Here is a 15,423-nt window from a genome sequence, read left to right as displayed (position 1 = left end):
CCCCCAGCGGGGCCGGCCACCGGCCCGCGCCAGGCCCGGCGTGCGAGGTGTCTTCACCTGCGCTGCGCACACTTCAAAGGAAAAAACCATGCACGCAACCCGCTCCTCTCACACGCTCAGGCCTTCGTCTGCCGCGTTGCTCGCTGCGCTGTGCAGCGCCGCCTGGGCCCAAAGCCCGCCACCCTCGACCACGCCACAAACGCTGGGCGAAGTCACCGTACAGTCCACCATCGGCGATGACGGCTATTCGCCCGCAGCCAGCACCTCTGCCACCAAGGGCAGCGCGCCGCTGCGCAATGTGCCTCAGGCCGTGAACGTGGTGCCCGAGCAGCTCTTGCGCGATCAAGGTGCCCGCTCGATGGAGGACGCGCTGCGCAACGTGCCCGGCGTGGCCATGAGCCACGGCGACGGCCAGCGCGACCAGGTGGTGATACGCGGCTTCACCGCCATTGCCGACCAGTTTGTGGACGGCGTGCGCGACGATGCGCTGTACTTCCGCGACCTGGCCGACATCGAGCGCGTGGAAGTGCTCAAGGGCCCCGCCGCCGTGCTGTACGGGCGCGGCTCGTCCGGCGGCCTGATCAACCGCGTGACCAAGAAGCCCAAGTTTGGCGAGACCGCTGGCGAGGCATCTCTCGGCCTGGGCAATTTCGACTACCGCCGCGCCACGGCCGATGTGAATGTGGGCATCAGCGACACCGCCGCCTTCCGCATCAACGCCGCTGTGGAGGACTCCGGCAGCTACCGCGACCAGCAGTTCGTCAAGCGCCACAACTTCGCGCCCTCGCTCGCGCTCAAGCTCGCAGCGCAGACCGACCTGTTGCTGCAGTACACCAACGCCCGCGACAAGCGCCTCACAGACTTTGGCATTCCCGCGCTCAACGGCCGCCCCGTCAACGTGCCCGCCCGCACCTACTACGGCTCGCGCAATGCCGCGCAGGACGACACCACCACCAGCACCATGCAATCGATCGCGGCCACGCTGAACCATCGCTTCAACGACGACTGGTCCGTGCGCAACGTGACGCGCCTGTACGACTACACGCTGGACCGCTACAACACCTTGCCCGGCGGCACCACCGACCCGGTGAACCTGACCGTGGGCCGCACGCGCTCGTTCATCCTGCGCGATGAAAAGGGCTTCTTCAACCAGACCGATGTCACCTGGCGCAACCAGCTGGGCGGCTTCAAGCAAGAGTGGCTGATGGGGGTGGAGCTGGGCCAGCAGAAGAAGCGCTCCGAGTCCGTCTCGGGCGGGGCGGACCGCGTATCCATCTTCAACCCCATTGGTGCGGCGCCGGCCATCCCGGCGGCCAACTACAACGCCGACAGCGCCATCCCCAGCCACACGACGCAAGACACGGCCGCGCTGTACTGGCAGAACCAGATCACACTGGCCCCGCAGTGGAAAGCACTGCTGGGAGCACGCTACGACGTGTTCGGGCAAGAGACCACGTTCGATCGGAAGCTCAGCGCCCTCTCGCGCACCGACAAGAAATTCAGCCCCCGCGCGGGCCTGGTGTGGCAGCCCAGCGATGCAGTGTCGTACTACGTGTCGTACAGCAAGTCCTTCCAGCCCTCGGCCGAGACCTTCGCGCTGGCCGCCAACAACACGGGCGCCGAGCCCGAAATCACCGAGAACAAGGAGATCGGCGTGAAGCTCGACCTGCTCGATGGCCGCATGAACGTGACCGGCGCGCTCTTCAACCTGGAGCGCACCAACATCAAGAACACCGACCCCGCCAACCCCAGTCGCCAGATCAACGTGGGCACCCAGCGCACCAACGGCCTGGAGCTCACGGCCAACGGCCGCCTGCCCGGCCGCTGGGATGTGAGCGCAGGCTATGCCTGGCTGGACGGCCGCATGACGAAATCGCTGGCCACCACCAGCTCACTGCAACTTCCCACCGCCGCCATCCCCGCACAAGGCAAGGTGCCCGCGCTCACGCCACGCAACTCGGCCTTCCTCTGGGCCATGAAGGACCTGGGCCACGGCCTGCGCGTGGGCGGCGGGGTGAACCACGTGGGGGCGCGCTTCACTTCGCTGACCAACCTGGTCACCCTCCCCGCCTACACCACCGTGGACGCCGCGCTGCAGTACACGCTGGGCCAATGGGACGTGGACGTGAACGTCAAGAACCTGGCCAACCGCAAGTACTACGTGTCCAGCCATGGCAGCAACGACAACCTGATCCTGCCAGGCTCGCCGCGTGCGGTGCAGGTGACGCTGCGCACGCGGTTCTGACGCAGCCCACAAGGTGCAACGCTTGAGTTAGCGTCATATTGGCTGCCAGCGCTTAAAAACAAGCGCTGGTAGCTATTAAATAAATAGCATTAAGCACGCGCGAATGTGTGATCGGCCAAGACGTCCAGTGGAGCCAGGAGCACCATCAACACACGCCGTTTTCCTGTGTGCACCGTAAAACTGGTCTGAACTTCATCTGCAAAGCGACATAAATACAAACAATTCGCATTTGCAATGTAAAATTCAGTTTCCGCAAGCCACAGCCGTTCGCATCCACCAGCGCTCGGGCTGCAGCCAGCACCCATCGACCTTTCGTATTCCGGGTTGCCTGGCTTGAACCATTCTTTCCGCTTCACGCCGTCCGCTGCGGCCATCGCCACCTCCGAGGTGTGGCGCGGCCGGGGGCATGTGCGCCAGCGAAGCCCTTCCCGCACCAACTCCACACCATGCTGAGCCCCACCGCCCTGCGCCGCTGGAGCTGGACCCACAAGTGGTCCAGCCTGGTGTGCACCGTCTTCATGCTGCTGCTGTGCCTCACAGGCCTGCCGCTGATCTTTCACCACGAAATCGGCCACCTGCTGGGCACAGAAGTGGAGGCGCCGGCCATGCCTGCCAACACGCCGCGCGCCAGCCTCGACAAGGTACTGACCACCGCCCACGCGCTGCACCCCGAGCGCGTGGTGCAGTTCGCATCGCATGCGGAAGACGATGACAACGTCTGGTTCGTCACGCTCACGCCCACCCCGGCGCCCACCGATGACTTCCGCTCGGTGGCGGTGGATGCGCGCACGGCCGAGGTGCTGGCACAGCCACGTTTTGACGAGGGCTTCATGTACGTGATGTTCAAACTGCATGTGGACCTGTTCGCAGGCCTGCCGGGCAAGCTGTTCCTGGGCTTCATGGGCTTGCTGCTGCTGGTGGCCATCGTCACCGGGGTGGTGCTGTACGCGCCCTTCATGCGCAAGCTGGCGTTTGGCGAGGTGCGGCGAGGCCGCTCCGCGCGCGTGAAATGGCTCGACCTGCACAACCTGCTGGGCATCGTCACGCTGGTGTGGGCCTTCGTGGTGGGCGGCACGGGCATGATCAATACGTGGGCCGACCTGCTCATCAAGTACTGGCAGCACGACCAGCTCTCGGCCCTGCTCAAGCCCTACGAAGGCCAGCCCATCGTGCCCGCCGCAGAGCGCGGCCCGCTGCAGCAGGCACTGGAGGCCGCGCAGGCCCAGGCGCCGGGCACCAAGCTGTCGTTCATTGCGTTCCCGGGCACGGCGTTCTCCAGCCCGCACCACAACACGTTTTTCATGCGCGGCAACGAGCCGCTCACCTCCAAATTGCTCAAGCCCGTGCTGGTGGATGCGCGCACGGCGCAGGTCACCGCCGCTCCCGCGCTGCCGTGGTACCTGACGGCGCTGCTGGTGTCGCAGCCGCTGCACTTTGGCGACTACGGGGGCATGCCGATGAAGATCCTCTGGGCGCTGCTCGACATCGCCACCATCGTGGTCCTGGGCAGTGGCTTGTACCTGTGGCTGCGCAAGGGCGTACAGACAGCGAGCCCCGCGTCACAACCCGCGGGCAGCGCCACCAACGGCTTTGCGGGCGGCACATTGCCTGCACCGGGCGCTGCGCGCTCGACCGAGGGGGCGGCATGAAACAACAAAGCTCCTTCTGGGCCCTGTGGGGCTGGCCCATGGTGATCGGCGTGCTCACCACCACCGGGCTGCTCACCGCCCTGGTGTCCGATACCTGGGGCGACTGGTGGTCGTGGGTGGCGCTGGGCATCCCCGTGGCGGTGATGGGCTGGTACAGCTGGCCCCGCGCGACCGCGGCCGCATCCACCGCAGATGCATCCGGCGCGTCTTCCTCCGCACTGCGCTGAGTTCCTTGTTTTTTTGATCTTTTCCCCATGCCTTCCGCACCATCCTCCCGCCCCGCCCCACTGCTGCGCCCTGTGTTTTCTGCCACCCCCGTGGCAGTTGCGGCAGCCGTGGCAGTGCTGGCCCTCGCCGCTCCCGCGCTGCATGCGCAGCAACCTCCAGCCCCTGCCACGGCGAGTGAGGCCAAAACCCTGTCCACCGTGACCGTGAACGCCAGTGCCGACGCATCGGCGCAGGGCCTCTCTCCGGCCTACCCCGGCGGCCAGGTGGCGCGCGGCGGCCGCGCGGGCATCCTGGGCACGCGCGATGCCATGGACACGCCGTTTTCCATCACCAGCTACACCAACGAATTGATCCAGGACCGCCACGCCCGCAGCGTGGGCGACGTGCTGCAGAACGACCCCACGGTGCGCGTGGCGCGGGGCTTTGGCAACTTCCAGGAGGCGTACTTCATCCGCGGCTTCATCCTCGATTCGGACGACACGGCCTACAACGGCCTGTACAGCCTGCTGCCGCGCCAGTACATCGCCACCGAGCTGTTCGAGCGCGTGGAAGTGCTGCGCGGCGCCTCGGCCTTCTTGAATGGCGCCAGCCCGAACGGCGGCGGCATCGGCGGCAGCATCAACCTGCTGCCCAAGCGCGCGCCCAACGAGCCCCTGAACCGTGTGACCTTCGGTGTCTCGAGCGGCGGCCAAACGCAGCTGGCGGCCGACATTGCACGCCGCTTCGGCCCCGACGGCAACACCGGCATCCGCGTGAACGCGGCCACCCACAACGGCGGCACGGCCGTGGACCATGAAGACGTGAAGCTCGGCCTGGCAGCCGTGGGCCTGGACTGGCGCAGCCGCGATGTGCGCCTGTCGGGCGACATCGGCTGGCAGGACCACAAGCTCCAAAGCACCCGCACCAACGTGACGCTGGCCTCGGGCGTAACGCAGATGCCTGCTGCTCCCGACGGCGGCGCGAACTTCGCCCAGCCCTGGACCTACTCCAACGAGCGCGACACCTTCGGCACCCTGCGCGGCGAGTGGGACATTACGCCGAACGTGACCGGCTGGGCCGCTGCGGGCGCACGCCGCAGCTCCGAAGCGAATTCGCTGGCCAACCTCACGGTGAGCAACAGCGGCACCGGCGCCGGCACCACCTACCGTTTCGACAACACGCGCAAGGACAGTGTGGACACCGGCGAACTGGGCCTGCGCGGCAAGCTGCAGACCGGCAGCGTGGGGCACGAATGGGTGCTGGTGGCCTCGCACTTCAGCGCCGAAAAGAAGAACGCCTATGCCATGGACTTCGGCAACACGCAGGCCACCAACCTCTACCAGCCGGTGTACTCCGCCCTGCCCGCCTTCAGCGCCAACACACTCCGCGGCGGCGATCTGGCCGACCCGCGCCGCACCGGCAGCACGCGCCTGAGCAGCTTCGCGCTGGGCGACACGATGTCGCTGCTGGAGGGCCGCCTGCTGCTCACGGCCGGCCTGCGCCACCAGACGATGGAGATCGCCAACTACGCCTACGGCACCGCCGTGCAGACCGACCGCTACGACCAGAGCCGCACCAGCCCGCTGCTCGCGGCCGTCTACAAGCTGGACAAGGGCTTCTCGCTGTATGGCAACTACGTGGAAGGCCTGAGCCAGGGCCAGACCGCGCCCTCCACCGCCGCCAACCGGGGCGAGATGCTTTCGCCCTATGTCGCCAAGCAAAAGGAAGTGGGCGTGAAGTTCGACGGTGGCCGCTTCGGGGGCAGTGTGGCGCTGTTCTCCACCACCAAGCCTCGCGCTTATGTGGGCAGCGACAACATCTTTCGCAGCAATGGCCGGGACCGCCACCAGGGCATCGAACTGGCCGTGCAGGGCGAGGCCACCAAGGGCCTGCGCCTGCTGGGCGGCCTGACCTGGCTCGAAGCCAAGCAGCTGAACACGGGCGCCGCCAGCACCGACGGCCGCCGCGTGATCGGCGTGCCCAGGCTGCAGGCCAACATCGGCGCCGAATGGGATGTGCCGGGCGTGAACGGCCTGGCACTGGATGGGCGTCTGGTACACACCGGCTCGGTGGTCGCCAACGCCACCAACACGCTCAGCGTGCCCAGCTGGAACCGGCTGGACCTGGGTGTGCGCTACCTGACCGAAGTGCAGGGCCGCCTCGTGACGCTGCGCGCCCGCGTGGACAACGTGGCCAACCGAAGCTACTGGGCATCGTCGGGCGGCTACCCCGGCGCGGGCTACCTGGTGGTGGGTGCTCCCCGCAGGCTGTCACTGAGCGTCGGCGTGGACTTCTGACGCCACACAACACACCCTTCAGCCCGATCGGCGTCGCCAGCAGGCGCCGCTTCCAGCCGTCGTGCACCGCTGAACCAGCGTTGCCCCAGCCACCCAGCGCCTGACCACCGGGCGCAGGCAGCCACCCCCTTTCGCACTGCCATGCCGTCCCCGCACCGCGCGGGGCGTGCAGCGCCGTGCCCGCCATCGTTGTTCAACACCACCGAAAGGAAACTGCCATGTCTTCGTCCTTGCTCTTCAAGACCGCCTTGATCGCCGCCGCATCCATCACGGCCGCCGCCACCGCACACGCCCACCAGGTATGGCTGGAGAACACCGGCGGCCAAGCCCGTCTGCACTTCGGCGAGTTCAACGAAAACCTGCGCGAGACCTCGCCAGGCCGTCTGGACCAGTTCAAGGGCGTGCCGGCGCTCGAGCAGCGCACCGGCACCGCCGCGCAGCGCGTGGAAGGCCAGTTGGGCAAGGACGGCTTCCACTACACCGTGGCCGGCACGCCCGACACACTGTTCGCCGCAGCCACCTACCCGCTGATCGACCGCAGCAAGCGCAACCTGCCCACCATGTACTGGCAGCCCTCGGCGCGCTGGGTGGCGGGCCTATCGCAGGCCGTGGCGCCCACCGCGCCGCTGGACCTGGTGCCCACGGGCAAGCCCGGCGAGTTCAAGGTGGTCTACCAGGGCGCACCGCTGCCCAAGGCCAAGGTGCAGCTGGCCGCGCCCTCGGGCTGGACGCGCGAGGCCGAGACAGCCGACGACGGCACCGTGGCCTTCGCCACGCCCTGGAAGGGCCAGTACGTGGCCGAGGTGAAGCACAGCGACAAGACCCCCGGCGAAGTGCAAGGCGAGAAGTACGGCGAAGCCAGCTATGTGACCACGCTGACCTTTGTGGTGGCCGACGGCATGGCGTCGCCCGCGCTGCCCGCGCCGCCCAAGGCGCACTGAGATCAATTGGCATCCATCGCTGGTGTATCAAGCGCTTATAGCTATCACTTCAATAGCACCATGATTCAAGCAATCTTTCTGCGCACGGCGGTGGCGCACGCCGCGCTGCTGGCCCTGTGCGGCACCGCCCTCGCACAGGGCGGCACGGCGCCCACCCAAACTGCTGAAGGCGACGCGCCCGGCTCCGCCCCCTCCCTGCGCCAGGTGGATGTCGTCGACTCCACCGCCGACGCTGCAGCCACTCCCGCACGGCGGGCGCAGAGCAGTTCGCGCCTGGGCCTGTCCGTGCTGGAGACGCCGCGCTCGGTCAGCGTGATCGACAACGCGCTGCTGGAGCAGCAGATGGCCACCACCGAGCGCGACGTGCTGCGCAACGCCTCGGGCGTGTCGGCACGCACCGAGTACTACGGCTCGTACTCGCAGTTCGCCATCCGGGGGCTGTGGGCCAACAACATCAACAACTACCTGCGCGACGGCGCCAAGTTTTCACACCTGCTGGACCCACCGCTGTTCAACATCGACCGTGTGGAAGTCATCAAGGGCCCGGCCGCGCTGGAGTTTGGCCAGGTCGCGCCCGGCGGGCTCATCAACTATGTGAGCAAGCGGCCCCTTGCCGAGCCGCTGCGCACCGTGAAGATCGGCGCAGGCAGCCATGGCTGGCGCAGCGCCGAATTTGACCTGACCGGCCCGCTCAATGCCGACGGCACGCTGCGCTACCGCCTGGACGGCGGCGCGAGCCGCGGCGGCAGTTTTGTGGACGGCAACACCCCGCGCAAACAGGGCCTCGCGGGCAGCCTGGAGTGGCAGATCACGCCCGACACCCTCTGGCGCGCGCAGGCCGAGACCCAGAGCAGCGAGGGCGTATCGACCGTGGGCCTGGCCGTGCCCGACCCCAGGAACCCACGCAGCGCCGATGTGCTGCCCGTGGGCGCGTTCTATGGCGAGCGCTGGCTCAACACCAAGGGGAGCCTGCGCTTTTACTCCACCGAACTGCAGCACCGCTTCGCCAACGGCATCGAAGGCCGCGTGCACCTCTCGCGCAACGAAACCCACCGCAACGTGAACCTGCCCTCGCCCATGGGCCCCGTCGCCAACGGCCGAGTGGCGCGCGGCTACTGGCTGGCGCCGGGGCAGGAATACACCGCCGACACAGCGCTGGCCGAGCTGCGTGCCAAGCTGCAGACCGGAGTCGTGCAGCACCAGCTGCTGGCGGGCATGGACTGGCGTGCCAATGCAGGCGTCTACGGCGCAGTCACCCGGGGCAACCTGGGCACCATCGACCTCTACAACCCCATCGCGGGCCTGGTGCCGCCCGTGGCTTCCACGGGCGTGACCCGCCTGTCCACCGACGCACGCAACACCGGCCTGTTTGTGCAGGACCGACTGACGCTGGGCGACTTCGGCCTGCTGCTGGGCCTGCGCCATGACCGCTTCAAGGACGCCTACACCACGCCCGTCACCGACCTGAGCAAGACCCAGCCCAGCGCCGCACTGACCTGGCAGCCGCGCCCGGGCAGCATGGTTTACGCCAGCCACGCGCGCTCGTTCCAGGCCAACTCTGGCACGCTGGTGTGGGGTGCGCAGTCGGCCCCGCCTTCGGAGGGCAAGCAGCTGGAAGTGGGCTGGAAGCAGGAATGGCTGGACCAGCGCCTGATGACCACCGTGGCCGCCTTTGACCTGGAGTTCACCAACGCCCCCGCCAACGACCCCGCACACCCGGGCTACTCGGTGCTCACCGCACGCCAGCGCATCCAGGGCATCGAGCTGGAGCTGCAAGGCCGCATCACGCCCGGCTGGACGGTGACGGCCAATGCGAGCTTCCACGACCCCAAGGTGCTGTCCGACACCACGCCCGGTGCCAACGTGGGCCACCGCGTGGGGCTGGCCACGCGCCGCGCCGCATCGCTATGGACGCAGTACCGCCTGCCGCAGCTGCCCGGTCTGTGGGTGGGTGGCGGCTTGGTGCACCAGGGCGACAAGTTCACCGCCAACGACAACCAATGGCGCCTGCCCGGCTACACCGTGGTGGACCTGGCCGTGGGCTACCAGTTTGCGGGTGGCGTGCGGATACAGGCCAACCTGAAGAACGTGGCCAATCGCCGCTACTACCTGGACGGATCGACCACCGCCGCAGGCTTTGCCGCGGTGGTGCCGGGCACGCCTCGCAGCCTGCAGGTGTCGCTGGACTACACGTTCTGAAGACCGGCGACCAAGGCACATCGGCGCGCTGCCCCATCGGCCCACCCACAACCCGGCACGCGACACGCCATGCCTGGCCAGCGGGCCTGAACCTTTTTTTCAACCCTCGGAGAAACAGCACCATGCAATCTGGCATCACCGTCTGCCGCACCGCCATCGCACACGCGGCCCTGCTTGCCCTGTGCGGCGCGGCCCATGCGCAGCAGGCCACACCCACTGCCCCAACCGCCCCCACGGCAGAAAAAGCCCTCGCCCCGGTCACCGTGAGCGCGGGCGCCGAGCAGGAGAACCCCACCGCCCCCGTCACTGGCTTTGTGGCCAAGCGCGCCCTGAGCGCCACCAAGACCGACACCCCGCTCATCGAAACCCCGCAGGCCATCAGCGTCATCACTCGCGACCAGATGGAGGCCCAGGGTGTGCAGACACTGCGCCAGGTGACGGCGTACACGGCCGGGGCGGTGTCGAACTACTTCGACAGCCGCCAAGATACCTTCAAGGCCCGCGGCGGCGACGTGACGCAGTACCTGGACGGCATGGTCCGCTTCATCGGCTACTGGAACGACACCCGGCCCGACCCGTACACGCTCGAACGTGTCGAGTTCCTGCGCGGCCCGTCGTCCGTGCTGTATGGCCAGGGCAGCGTGGGCGGTGTGCTCAACCTCACCAGCAAGCGCCCGCAGGCCGAAACGCAGCGCGAAGTGCAGGTGCAGCTGGGCAGCAACGCACGCAAGCAGATCGCCGCCGACATGACCGGCAAACTCACGCAGGACGGCGAATGGCTCTACCGAATGGTGGCCGTGGGACGCGACAGCGACACGCAGGTGGATCACGTGCGCGATGACCGCGTGGTGATCGCCCCCACCGTCACCTGGAAGCCCAGCGCCGCCACCTCGCTCACGCTGCAGCTCACGCACCAAAAGGACAAGAGCGGCTCGCTCATCGGCTTCTTCCCCTGGCAGGGCACGCAGCTGCCCAACCGCTATGGGCAGATCACCACCAACACCTTCATCAGCGAACCCGGCTGGGACCGCTACAACTCCGAAAGCACCTCCTGGGGTTACCTGTTCAGCCACCAGATCGACAGCACCTGGACCGTGCGCCAGAACCTGCGCCGCAGCGTGAGCGACGTGGACTACCGCACGCTGTACACCAGCTTCACCGCCAATGCCGCCCAGGGCCGCCCCGCGCGCCCCGTGTTCAACGCCGACAACCGCACCGTGCTGCGCGACGCCTCGTGGACGTTGGGCAACGCGCGCATGCTGCTGGTCGATACGCAGGTCGAAGGCAAGCTGCGCTGGGGCGAAGCCGAGCACACCGTGCTGGGCGGCCTCGATGTGCAGCGCAACCACTGGGGCCAGCAAAGCTGGCGCGCCGTGGCACCCGCCATCGACGTCTACAACCCCGTGTACGGCAACTTCACGGCGCCATCGGCATCGGCCCTGGCACGCGTGCCCAGCGTAGAGCAGCGCCAGTTGGGCTTCTACGCCCAGGACCAGATCAAGTGGGGCCGCTGGACCGCCACCCTGGGCCTGCGCCATGACAACGCCAAGAGCGACACCGAAGGCCGCCCCGCCGCTGCTGCCGACGACAAGGCCTGGAGCAAACGCGCTGGCGTCACCTACCAAATGGACGGTGGCTGGGCACCGTACGTGGGCTACTCCGAATCCTTCCAGCCACTGGGCGGAGCCAACTTCTACGGCGTGCCCTTCAAGCCCCAGCGTGGCGAGCAGTGGGAGGCCGGTGTGAAATGGCAGCCGCCTGGCCAGGGCATCAGCGCCTTCGCCGCCGTCTACCAGCTGCGCGAGAAGAACCGCAAGACCACCGACCCGACCAACCCGCTGAACAGCCTGCAGATCGGCGAAGTCAAGGTCAAGGGCTTTGAAACCGAGGTGCAAGCCAGCCTGGCGCGCCAGTGGGACTTCACCGTGGGCTACGCCTTCACCGATGCCAAGATCAGCCGCAGCAATGCAGGCGACCAGGGCACTCCGGTGGCCAGCGTGCCCAGGCACACCGCCTCGGCCTGGCTGAGCCATCGCTTTGCAAGCGAGGGGCGCGGCGGCTGGACGGTGGGTGCCGGCGTGCGCTACACCGGCTCGCAATGGAGCGGCACCACCGCCATCAGCACCCCGGCCGCCACGCTCGCCGATGCCATGGTGGCGTACGACGCAGGCGACTGGCGCGTAGCCTTCAACGTGGTCAACCTGGCGGACAAGGTGCACATCACGCAGTGCTTGGCGCGCGGGGATTGCTTCTACGGCCAAGCCCGCACCTACACGCTGACGTCGACCTATCGGTTCTAAGCGTGGCAAAACCACCTGCCTCCGCCCTTCCCGCCAGGGAGCAGCAGAGGCCGCGCCCAACACCTTCGCAGGCCCCTCAGAGCGCATCCGTGTTCCGCGTTGGTACCCCATTGGTGCGCCTCGGCAGGCACCGTGCACCGATTTAGCCGCAGCATGACGCCCAGGGGCGCCGCCCTTGCCTTCGCCCCACCGAGGCGTCTGCCTTTGTTGCACCGCCCCAACACCCCTATGAGCAAAAGGTGTTTACCCCTCTGGCGGTCATCGAATTCGGCGATTAGCATCCCCCTCCGTTGCAAAGTGCAACAGTCACATCACCACAGGCACCAAACTTGCTTGTAGCGACGGCCCGCAAACACTCACCCTTGCGTGTTCTGGCCCGTGATATTTGTCGTCAAACAAAATTTGATTCAAGGAAACCTTGCCCATGAAAAAGATGAACCGTTGCGCCCTGGCTGCGCTGGCCCTGATCGGAACCTCCGCCGCGTTCGCCCAAAGCAGCGTGACCCTGTACGGCCGGGTTAACACTACGTTCGAACACCAAAAAGAAGGCAATGTCTCCAAGACCGGCCTGTTCAACAACTCCTCCCGCTTCGGCTTCAAAGGCACGGAAGACATGGGCGGCGGCCTGAAGGCTGGTTTCCAGCTGGAAGCCGGTTTTGACTCCAGCAGCGGCGCCACCAGCTCCACCTTCTTCGGTCGCCAAAGCGAAGTGAACCTCTCCGGCGGCTTCGGCATGGTGCGCCTGGGCAACTTCACGTCCGAGTCCTACTACGCCACCGCCGACTTCATCAGCAACCACAACCACGACACCGGTTCGTCGTCGGATGCGCTGTACGCCTACCCTGCCCGCGACGCGAACAAGATCGCCTACCGCACCCCCAGCTTTGGCGGCGCAACGCTGGAAGCTGGCGTGGCCCTGCACGAGCAAGCCAACGGCACCGGTGGCAAAAACAGCCTCGACCTGGCTGCCAACTACGAAATCGGCGCACTGGGCCTGGGCGCTGGCTACTCCAAGCTGGGCGACCAGAACCAGTTCGCAGTGCGTGCCTCGTACTCGACCGGTCCGTTCGTGATGGGCGCCTACGTGCAGCGCGACAAGAACGTGTTCTTCGCCAACGGCGGCAACCGCACCAACGTTCGCCTGTCGGGCGCCTACATCCTGGGCCCATCCGAGTTCCACCTGAACGTGGGCCGCGCTGGCAAGTACTCCAACGTGGCTGACAGCGCCGCTACCCAGTACACCGTGGGCTACAACTACAACCTGAGCAAGCGCACCAAGGTCTACACCTTCTACACCCGCGTCAACAACAACCGCAATGCCAGCTACGCTGTGGGCACTGCGGGCAACGACTTCAGCTCCTTCGCCGTGGGCGTGCGCCACAACTTCTGATGGCCCCACGCACGCTGCTGCCCTGACTGGTGGGAGGGCAGAGAAACAGCTACTTAACCCCCGCACTTTCACAAGAAGTGCGGGGTTTTTTATGCCTGGCAACCCCCAAGAATCACGCGCTGCAGCGGAGCGCAACCGCCGCGGCCTTCACCCACTCGCCCGTTTGCCGGCAGGCTTCATCATCACCGCCCCAGGACGGCGACCTGCACTTCGGTTCGAATTTCAAACCCCAGGCTTTCGTACAAGGCAATGGCCGCCTGGTTCGTGGTCCAGGCATGAAGAAATGGCTGGTCTCCGCGCTGCTGGATGGCGTGAGCCACCACCGAGGAGAGCCGGCGGGCCAAGCCGCGTCCCCGGTAGTCAGGATGAACGCACACACCGCTGACTTCGGTGCCACCCGCAAACCGCATGCGCTCGCCGGCCATCGCCACCAGCGCGCCGCCACGCCGGACTCCCACGAACCGCCCCATCACGTGGGTGCGTGAGAGGAAAGGGCCGGGTTCGGTCAACTGCGCCAAGGCCAGCATATCTGCAGCGTCGGCCTCGCCCAGTTCCACAACATCGTCCGTGCCGGGCTCGGCTGCCACGGGCCGCCCGGCCAGCATCTGCACGCCCTGGGCGCGGCGCAGTGCCTGGAGACCCGGTGGCACCGCAATGGGTGGCACCTGCAGGACAAAGACCGTTTCTCCGTCTGCCACCAGGGCCGCCAGCGCAGCCAAGCTGGCGTCGTCGCCATCGTCGCGGGTCGAAGCGAACAGATTGACGTCGCGCCGGTAGCGCTTGGCCAGGTCGCCACCCTCCGCCAGGGTGGGCTGAGAGGTCAGCGAGGCCCAGACGGGCCGGTCGAAGGAAGGGGTCGTGGTCATCGGGCTTTTTCCTTTCGTGGAGACGTAGGTCGGCTTTTTTGCTGGGCCTGCTGCGTGGCGATCGAGGCCGCCGAGCGCTCCAGCAGTGAGGTGCGGTGCAATCCGGCTTCGAGCGCGGCCAACTGCTGCAGCAACGGCCCCTGAAGCGAAGCACAGACCTGCGCTACCGAAGCCTCCAGCACAGGCCAGACATCGCGCTGTGCACGCACCACCAGCGCGCGCCCGTGCGGGCTGAGCGCCACCCGGCGCACTCGCCGGTCGCCCTCTGCGCCCTCCGACTGCACCAACCCGCTGTCTTCCAGCCCCTTCAACGAGCGCGTGACCACCGGCTGGCTGACGCCAACGGCCTGACTCAACTCGCCCACGCTCAGCGCGCCATGCCAATCGAGCGCCGCCAACAGTGGAAAGTGCGCCGCAGGCATGTCGATGCCGTGCTGGGTCAGCAAAGCCTGCGTTTGTGCCTGCAGCGCTTCCCCAATGCGCTTGAAGCGCGTGCCGAGCGTGAGAAACCCAAGTTCCTTGACGACGTCTTCGATCATGTTTGATTGCCTCAGATATATATCATGATATGTATCTAACTGGCGACGTCAATCAATTTCCTGGCAACTGCCTTGGCACTTCTTGTCGCGTGGACCCCAACGAAAAAAACCTGCGGCGATCTGCAGGAATGCTCCTGAAGATCGCCCGCAGGCTTTGTGCCGAGCGGCTCCTGGGCCGCATGCGCGCAGCCCAAGGCTTGCAGGGCCGGGGCGTTTACACGTTCATGATCGACACCAGGCGGGTATTCAGATGTGCCTCGATGGCCTCCGGCCCGCCTTCGGAGCCGTAGCCCGAATCCTTGAGACCGCCAAATGGCAGCTCGGCCGCAGGTGCCGCAGCCTGGTTGATCCAGAGCATGCCCACTTCGAGGCGCTGGGCCAGCAGGTGGGCATTTTTCAGCGACGAAGTAAAGGCATAGCCAGCCAGGCCAAACGGCAGGCGGTTGGCTTCGGCAATGGCGTCTTCAATCTTTTCAAACCCGCGCACCGCGGCCACGGGGCCAAAGGGTTCTTCGTTGACGATGCGGGCCGACAGGGGCACATCGTTCAGCACCGTGGGCTGGAAGAAGTTGCCTTCGGTGCCGATGCGCTCGCCACCCGTCACCAGCGTGGCGCCCTGCTGCACGGCGTCGGCCATCAGGTCGGCCATGGCGGTGATGCGGCGCGGGTTGGCCAACGGACCCATCTGCGTGCCGGCTGTGAGGCCGTCGCCCACCTTCAGGCCCTGGGCGTACTTGGCAAACGCGGCCACGAAATCGGCACGGATGCTCTCGTGCACCAGATAGCGGGT

11 protein-coding genes are annotated in these 15,423 nt (G+C 66.8%); 8 read left to right on the top strand and 3 right to left on the bottom strand.

Annotated features, from left to right (window positions below):
• Nucleotides 1–88: 88 nt before the first annotated feature.
• The 8 genes from MRY84_RS07025 (at nt 89) to MRY84_RS06990 (ending at nt 13,228) form a co-directional block, all read left to right on the top strand.
• Nucleotides 89–2,245, top strand: a complete 2,157-nt coding sequence (locus tag MRY84_RS07025) for a TonB-dependent siderophore receptor (protein WP_291505026.1) — start codon at nt 89–91, stop codon at nt 2,243–2,245.
• 446 nt (nt 2,246–2,691) lie between these two features.
• Entirely contained in the window at nt 2,692–3,894 is a 1,203-nt protein-coding gene (locus MRY84_RS07020) for a PepSY domain-containing protein (protein ID WP_291505025.1), read from the top strand.
• A complete protein-coding gene (locus MRY84_RS07015; RefSeq protein WP_291505024.1) occupies nt 3,891–4,121 on the top strand; it encodes a hypothetical protein in 231 nt (76 codons plus the stop codon). The genes MRY84_RS07020 and MRY84_RS07015 overlap by 4 nt, the downstream gene beginning before the upstream one ends.
• Nucleotides 4,122–4,148: 27 nt before the next feature.
• On the top strand, nt 4,149–6,398 hold the full coding sequence (locus MRY84_RS07010) for a TonB-dependent receptor (RefSeq protein WP_291505023.1): 2,250 nt from the start codon (nt 4,149–4,151) through the stop codon (nt 6,396–6,398).
• A 218-nt stretch (nt 6,399–6,616) separates the two neighbouring features.
• The gene (locus MRY84_RS07005) at nt 6,617–7,339 is read left to right on the top strand and encodes a DUF4198 domain-containing protein (RefSeq protein WP_291505022.1); all 723 of its coding nucleotides are present in this window, start codon (nt 6,617–6,619) and stop codon (nt 7,337–7,339) included.
• A gap of 60 nt (nt 7,340–7,399) precedes the next feature.
• Nucleotides 7,400–9,538, top strand: coding sequence for a TonB-dependent siderophore receptor (locus MRY84_RS07000; RefSeq protein WP_291505021.1), 2,139 nt, complete (start codon nt 7,400–7,402; stop codon nt 9,536–9,538).
• A gap of 122 nt (nt 9,539–9,660) precedes the next feature.
• Complete coding sequence (locus tag MRY84_RS06995) at nt 9,661–11,838, top strand: TonB-dependent siderophore receptor (RefSeq protein ID WP_291505020.1); 2,178 nt, start codon at nt 9,661–9,663, stop codon at nt 11,836–11,838.
• Between the two features lie 424 nt (nt 11,839–12,262).
• A complete protein-coding gene (locus tag MRY84_RS06990) occupies nt 12,263–13,228 on the top strand; it encodes a porin (protein WP_291505019.1) in 966 nt (321 codons plus the stop codon).
• Nucleotides 13,229–13,410: 182 nt separating this feature from the next.
• Here MRY84_RS06990 and MRY84_RS06985 read toward each other — a convergent pair whose 3' ends face one another.
• The 3 genes from MRY84_RS06985 to MRY84_RS06975 form a co-directional block, all read right to left on the bottom strand.
• Nucleotides 13,411–14,094: a GNAT family N-acetyltransferase gene (locus MRY84_RS06985; RefSeq protein ID WP_291505018.1), complete on the bottom strand. Its 684-nt coding sequence runs from the start codon at nt 14,092–14,094 to the stop codon at nt 13,411–13,413.
• Nucleotides 14,091–14,633 carry a MarR family transcriptional regulator gene (locus MRY84_RS06980; RefSeq protein WP_291505017.1) on the bottom strand — a complete coding sequence of 181 codons (543 nt, stop codon included), beginning with the start codon at nt 14,631–14,633 and terminating at the stop codon, nt 14,091–14,093. Before MRY84_RS06980 ends, MRY84_RS06985 begins: the two co-directional genes overlap by 4 nt.
• Nucleotides 14,634–14,847: 214 nt before the next feature.
• The coding region (locus tag MRY84_RS06975) for an aldehyde dehydrogenase family protein (protein ID WP_291505016.1) at nt 14,848–15,423 on the bottom strand (576 nt) is incomplete at its 5' end.

Origin of the sequence: Acidovorax sp. (assembly GCF_022763525.1) — a bacterium.
Lineage (GTDB): Bacteria > Pseudomonadota > Gammaproteobacteria > Burkholderiales > Burkholderiaceae_C > Acidovorax.
Note: the sequence above shows the minus strand (reverse complement) of the source record. Positions and strands in the feature narration are given on the sequence as shown.

Bases quoted from the DNA above. Each gene is read 5' to 3' on its own strand.
- MRY84_RS07025 (WP_291505026.1), top strand. From the start codon at position 89: ATGCACGCAACCCGCTCCTCTCACACGCTCAGGCCTTCGTCTGCCGCG.
- MRY84_RS07020 (WP_291505025.1), top strand. From the start codon at position 2,692: ATGCTGAGCCCCACCGCCCTGCGCCGCTGGAGCTGGACCCACAAGTGG.
- MRY84_RS07015 (WP_291505024.1), top strand. From the start codon at position 3,891: ATGAAACAACAAAGCTCCTTCTGGGCCCTGTGGGGCTGGCCCATGGTG.
- MRY84_RS07010 (WP_291505023.1), top strand. From the start codon at position 4,149: ATGCCTTCCGCACCATCCTCCCGCCCCGCCCCACTGCTGCGCCCTGTG.
- MRY84_RS07005 (WP_291505022.1), top strand. From the start codon at position 6,617: ATGTCTTCGTCCTTGCTCTTCAAGACCGCCTTGATCGCCGCCGCATCC.
- MRY84_RS07000 (WP_291505021.1), top strand. From the start codon at position 7,400: ATGATTCAAGCAATCTTTCTGCGCACGGCGGTGGCGCACGCCGCGCTG.
- MRY84_RS06995 (WP_291505020.1), top strand. From the start codon at position 9,661: ATGCAATCTGGCATCACCGTCTGCCGCACCGCCATCGCACACGCGGCC.
- MRY84_RS06990 (WP_291505019.1), top strand. From the start codon at position 12,263: ATGAAAAAGATGAACCGTTGCGCCCTGGCTGCGCTGGCCCTGATCGGA.
- MRY84_RS06985 (WP_291505018.1), bottom strand. From the start codon at position 14,094: ATGACCACGACCCCTTCCTTCGACCGGCCCGTCTGGGCCTCGCTGACC.
- MRY84_RS06980 (WP_291505017.1), bottom strand. From the start codon at position 14,633: ATGATCGAAGACGTCGTCAAGGAACTTGGGTTTCTCACGCTCGGCACG.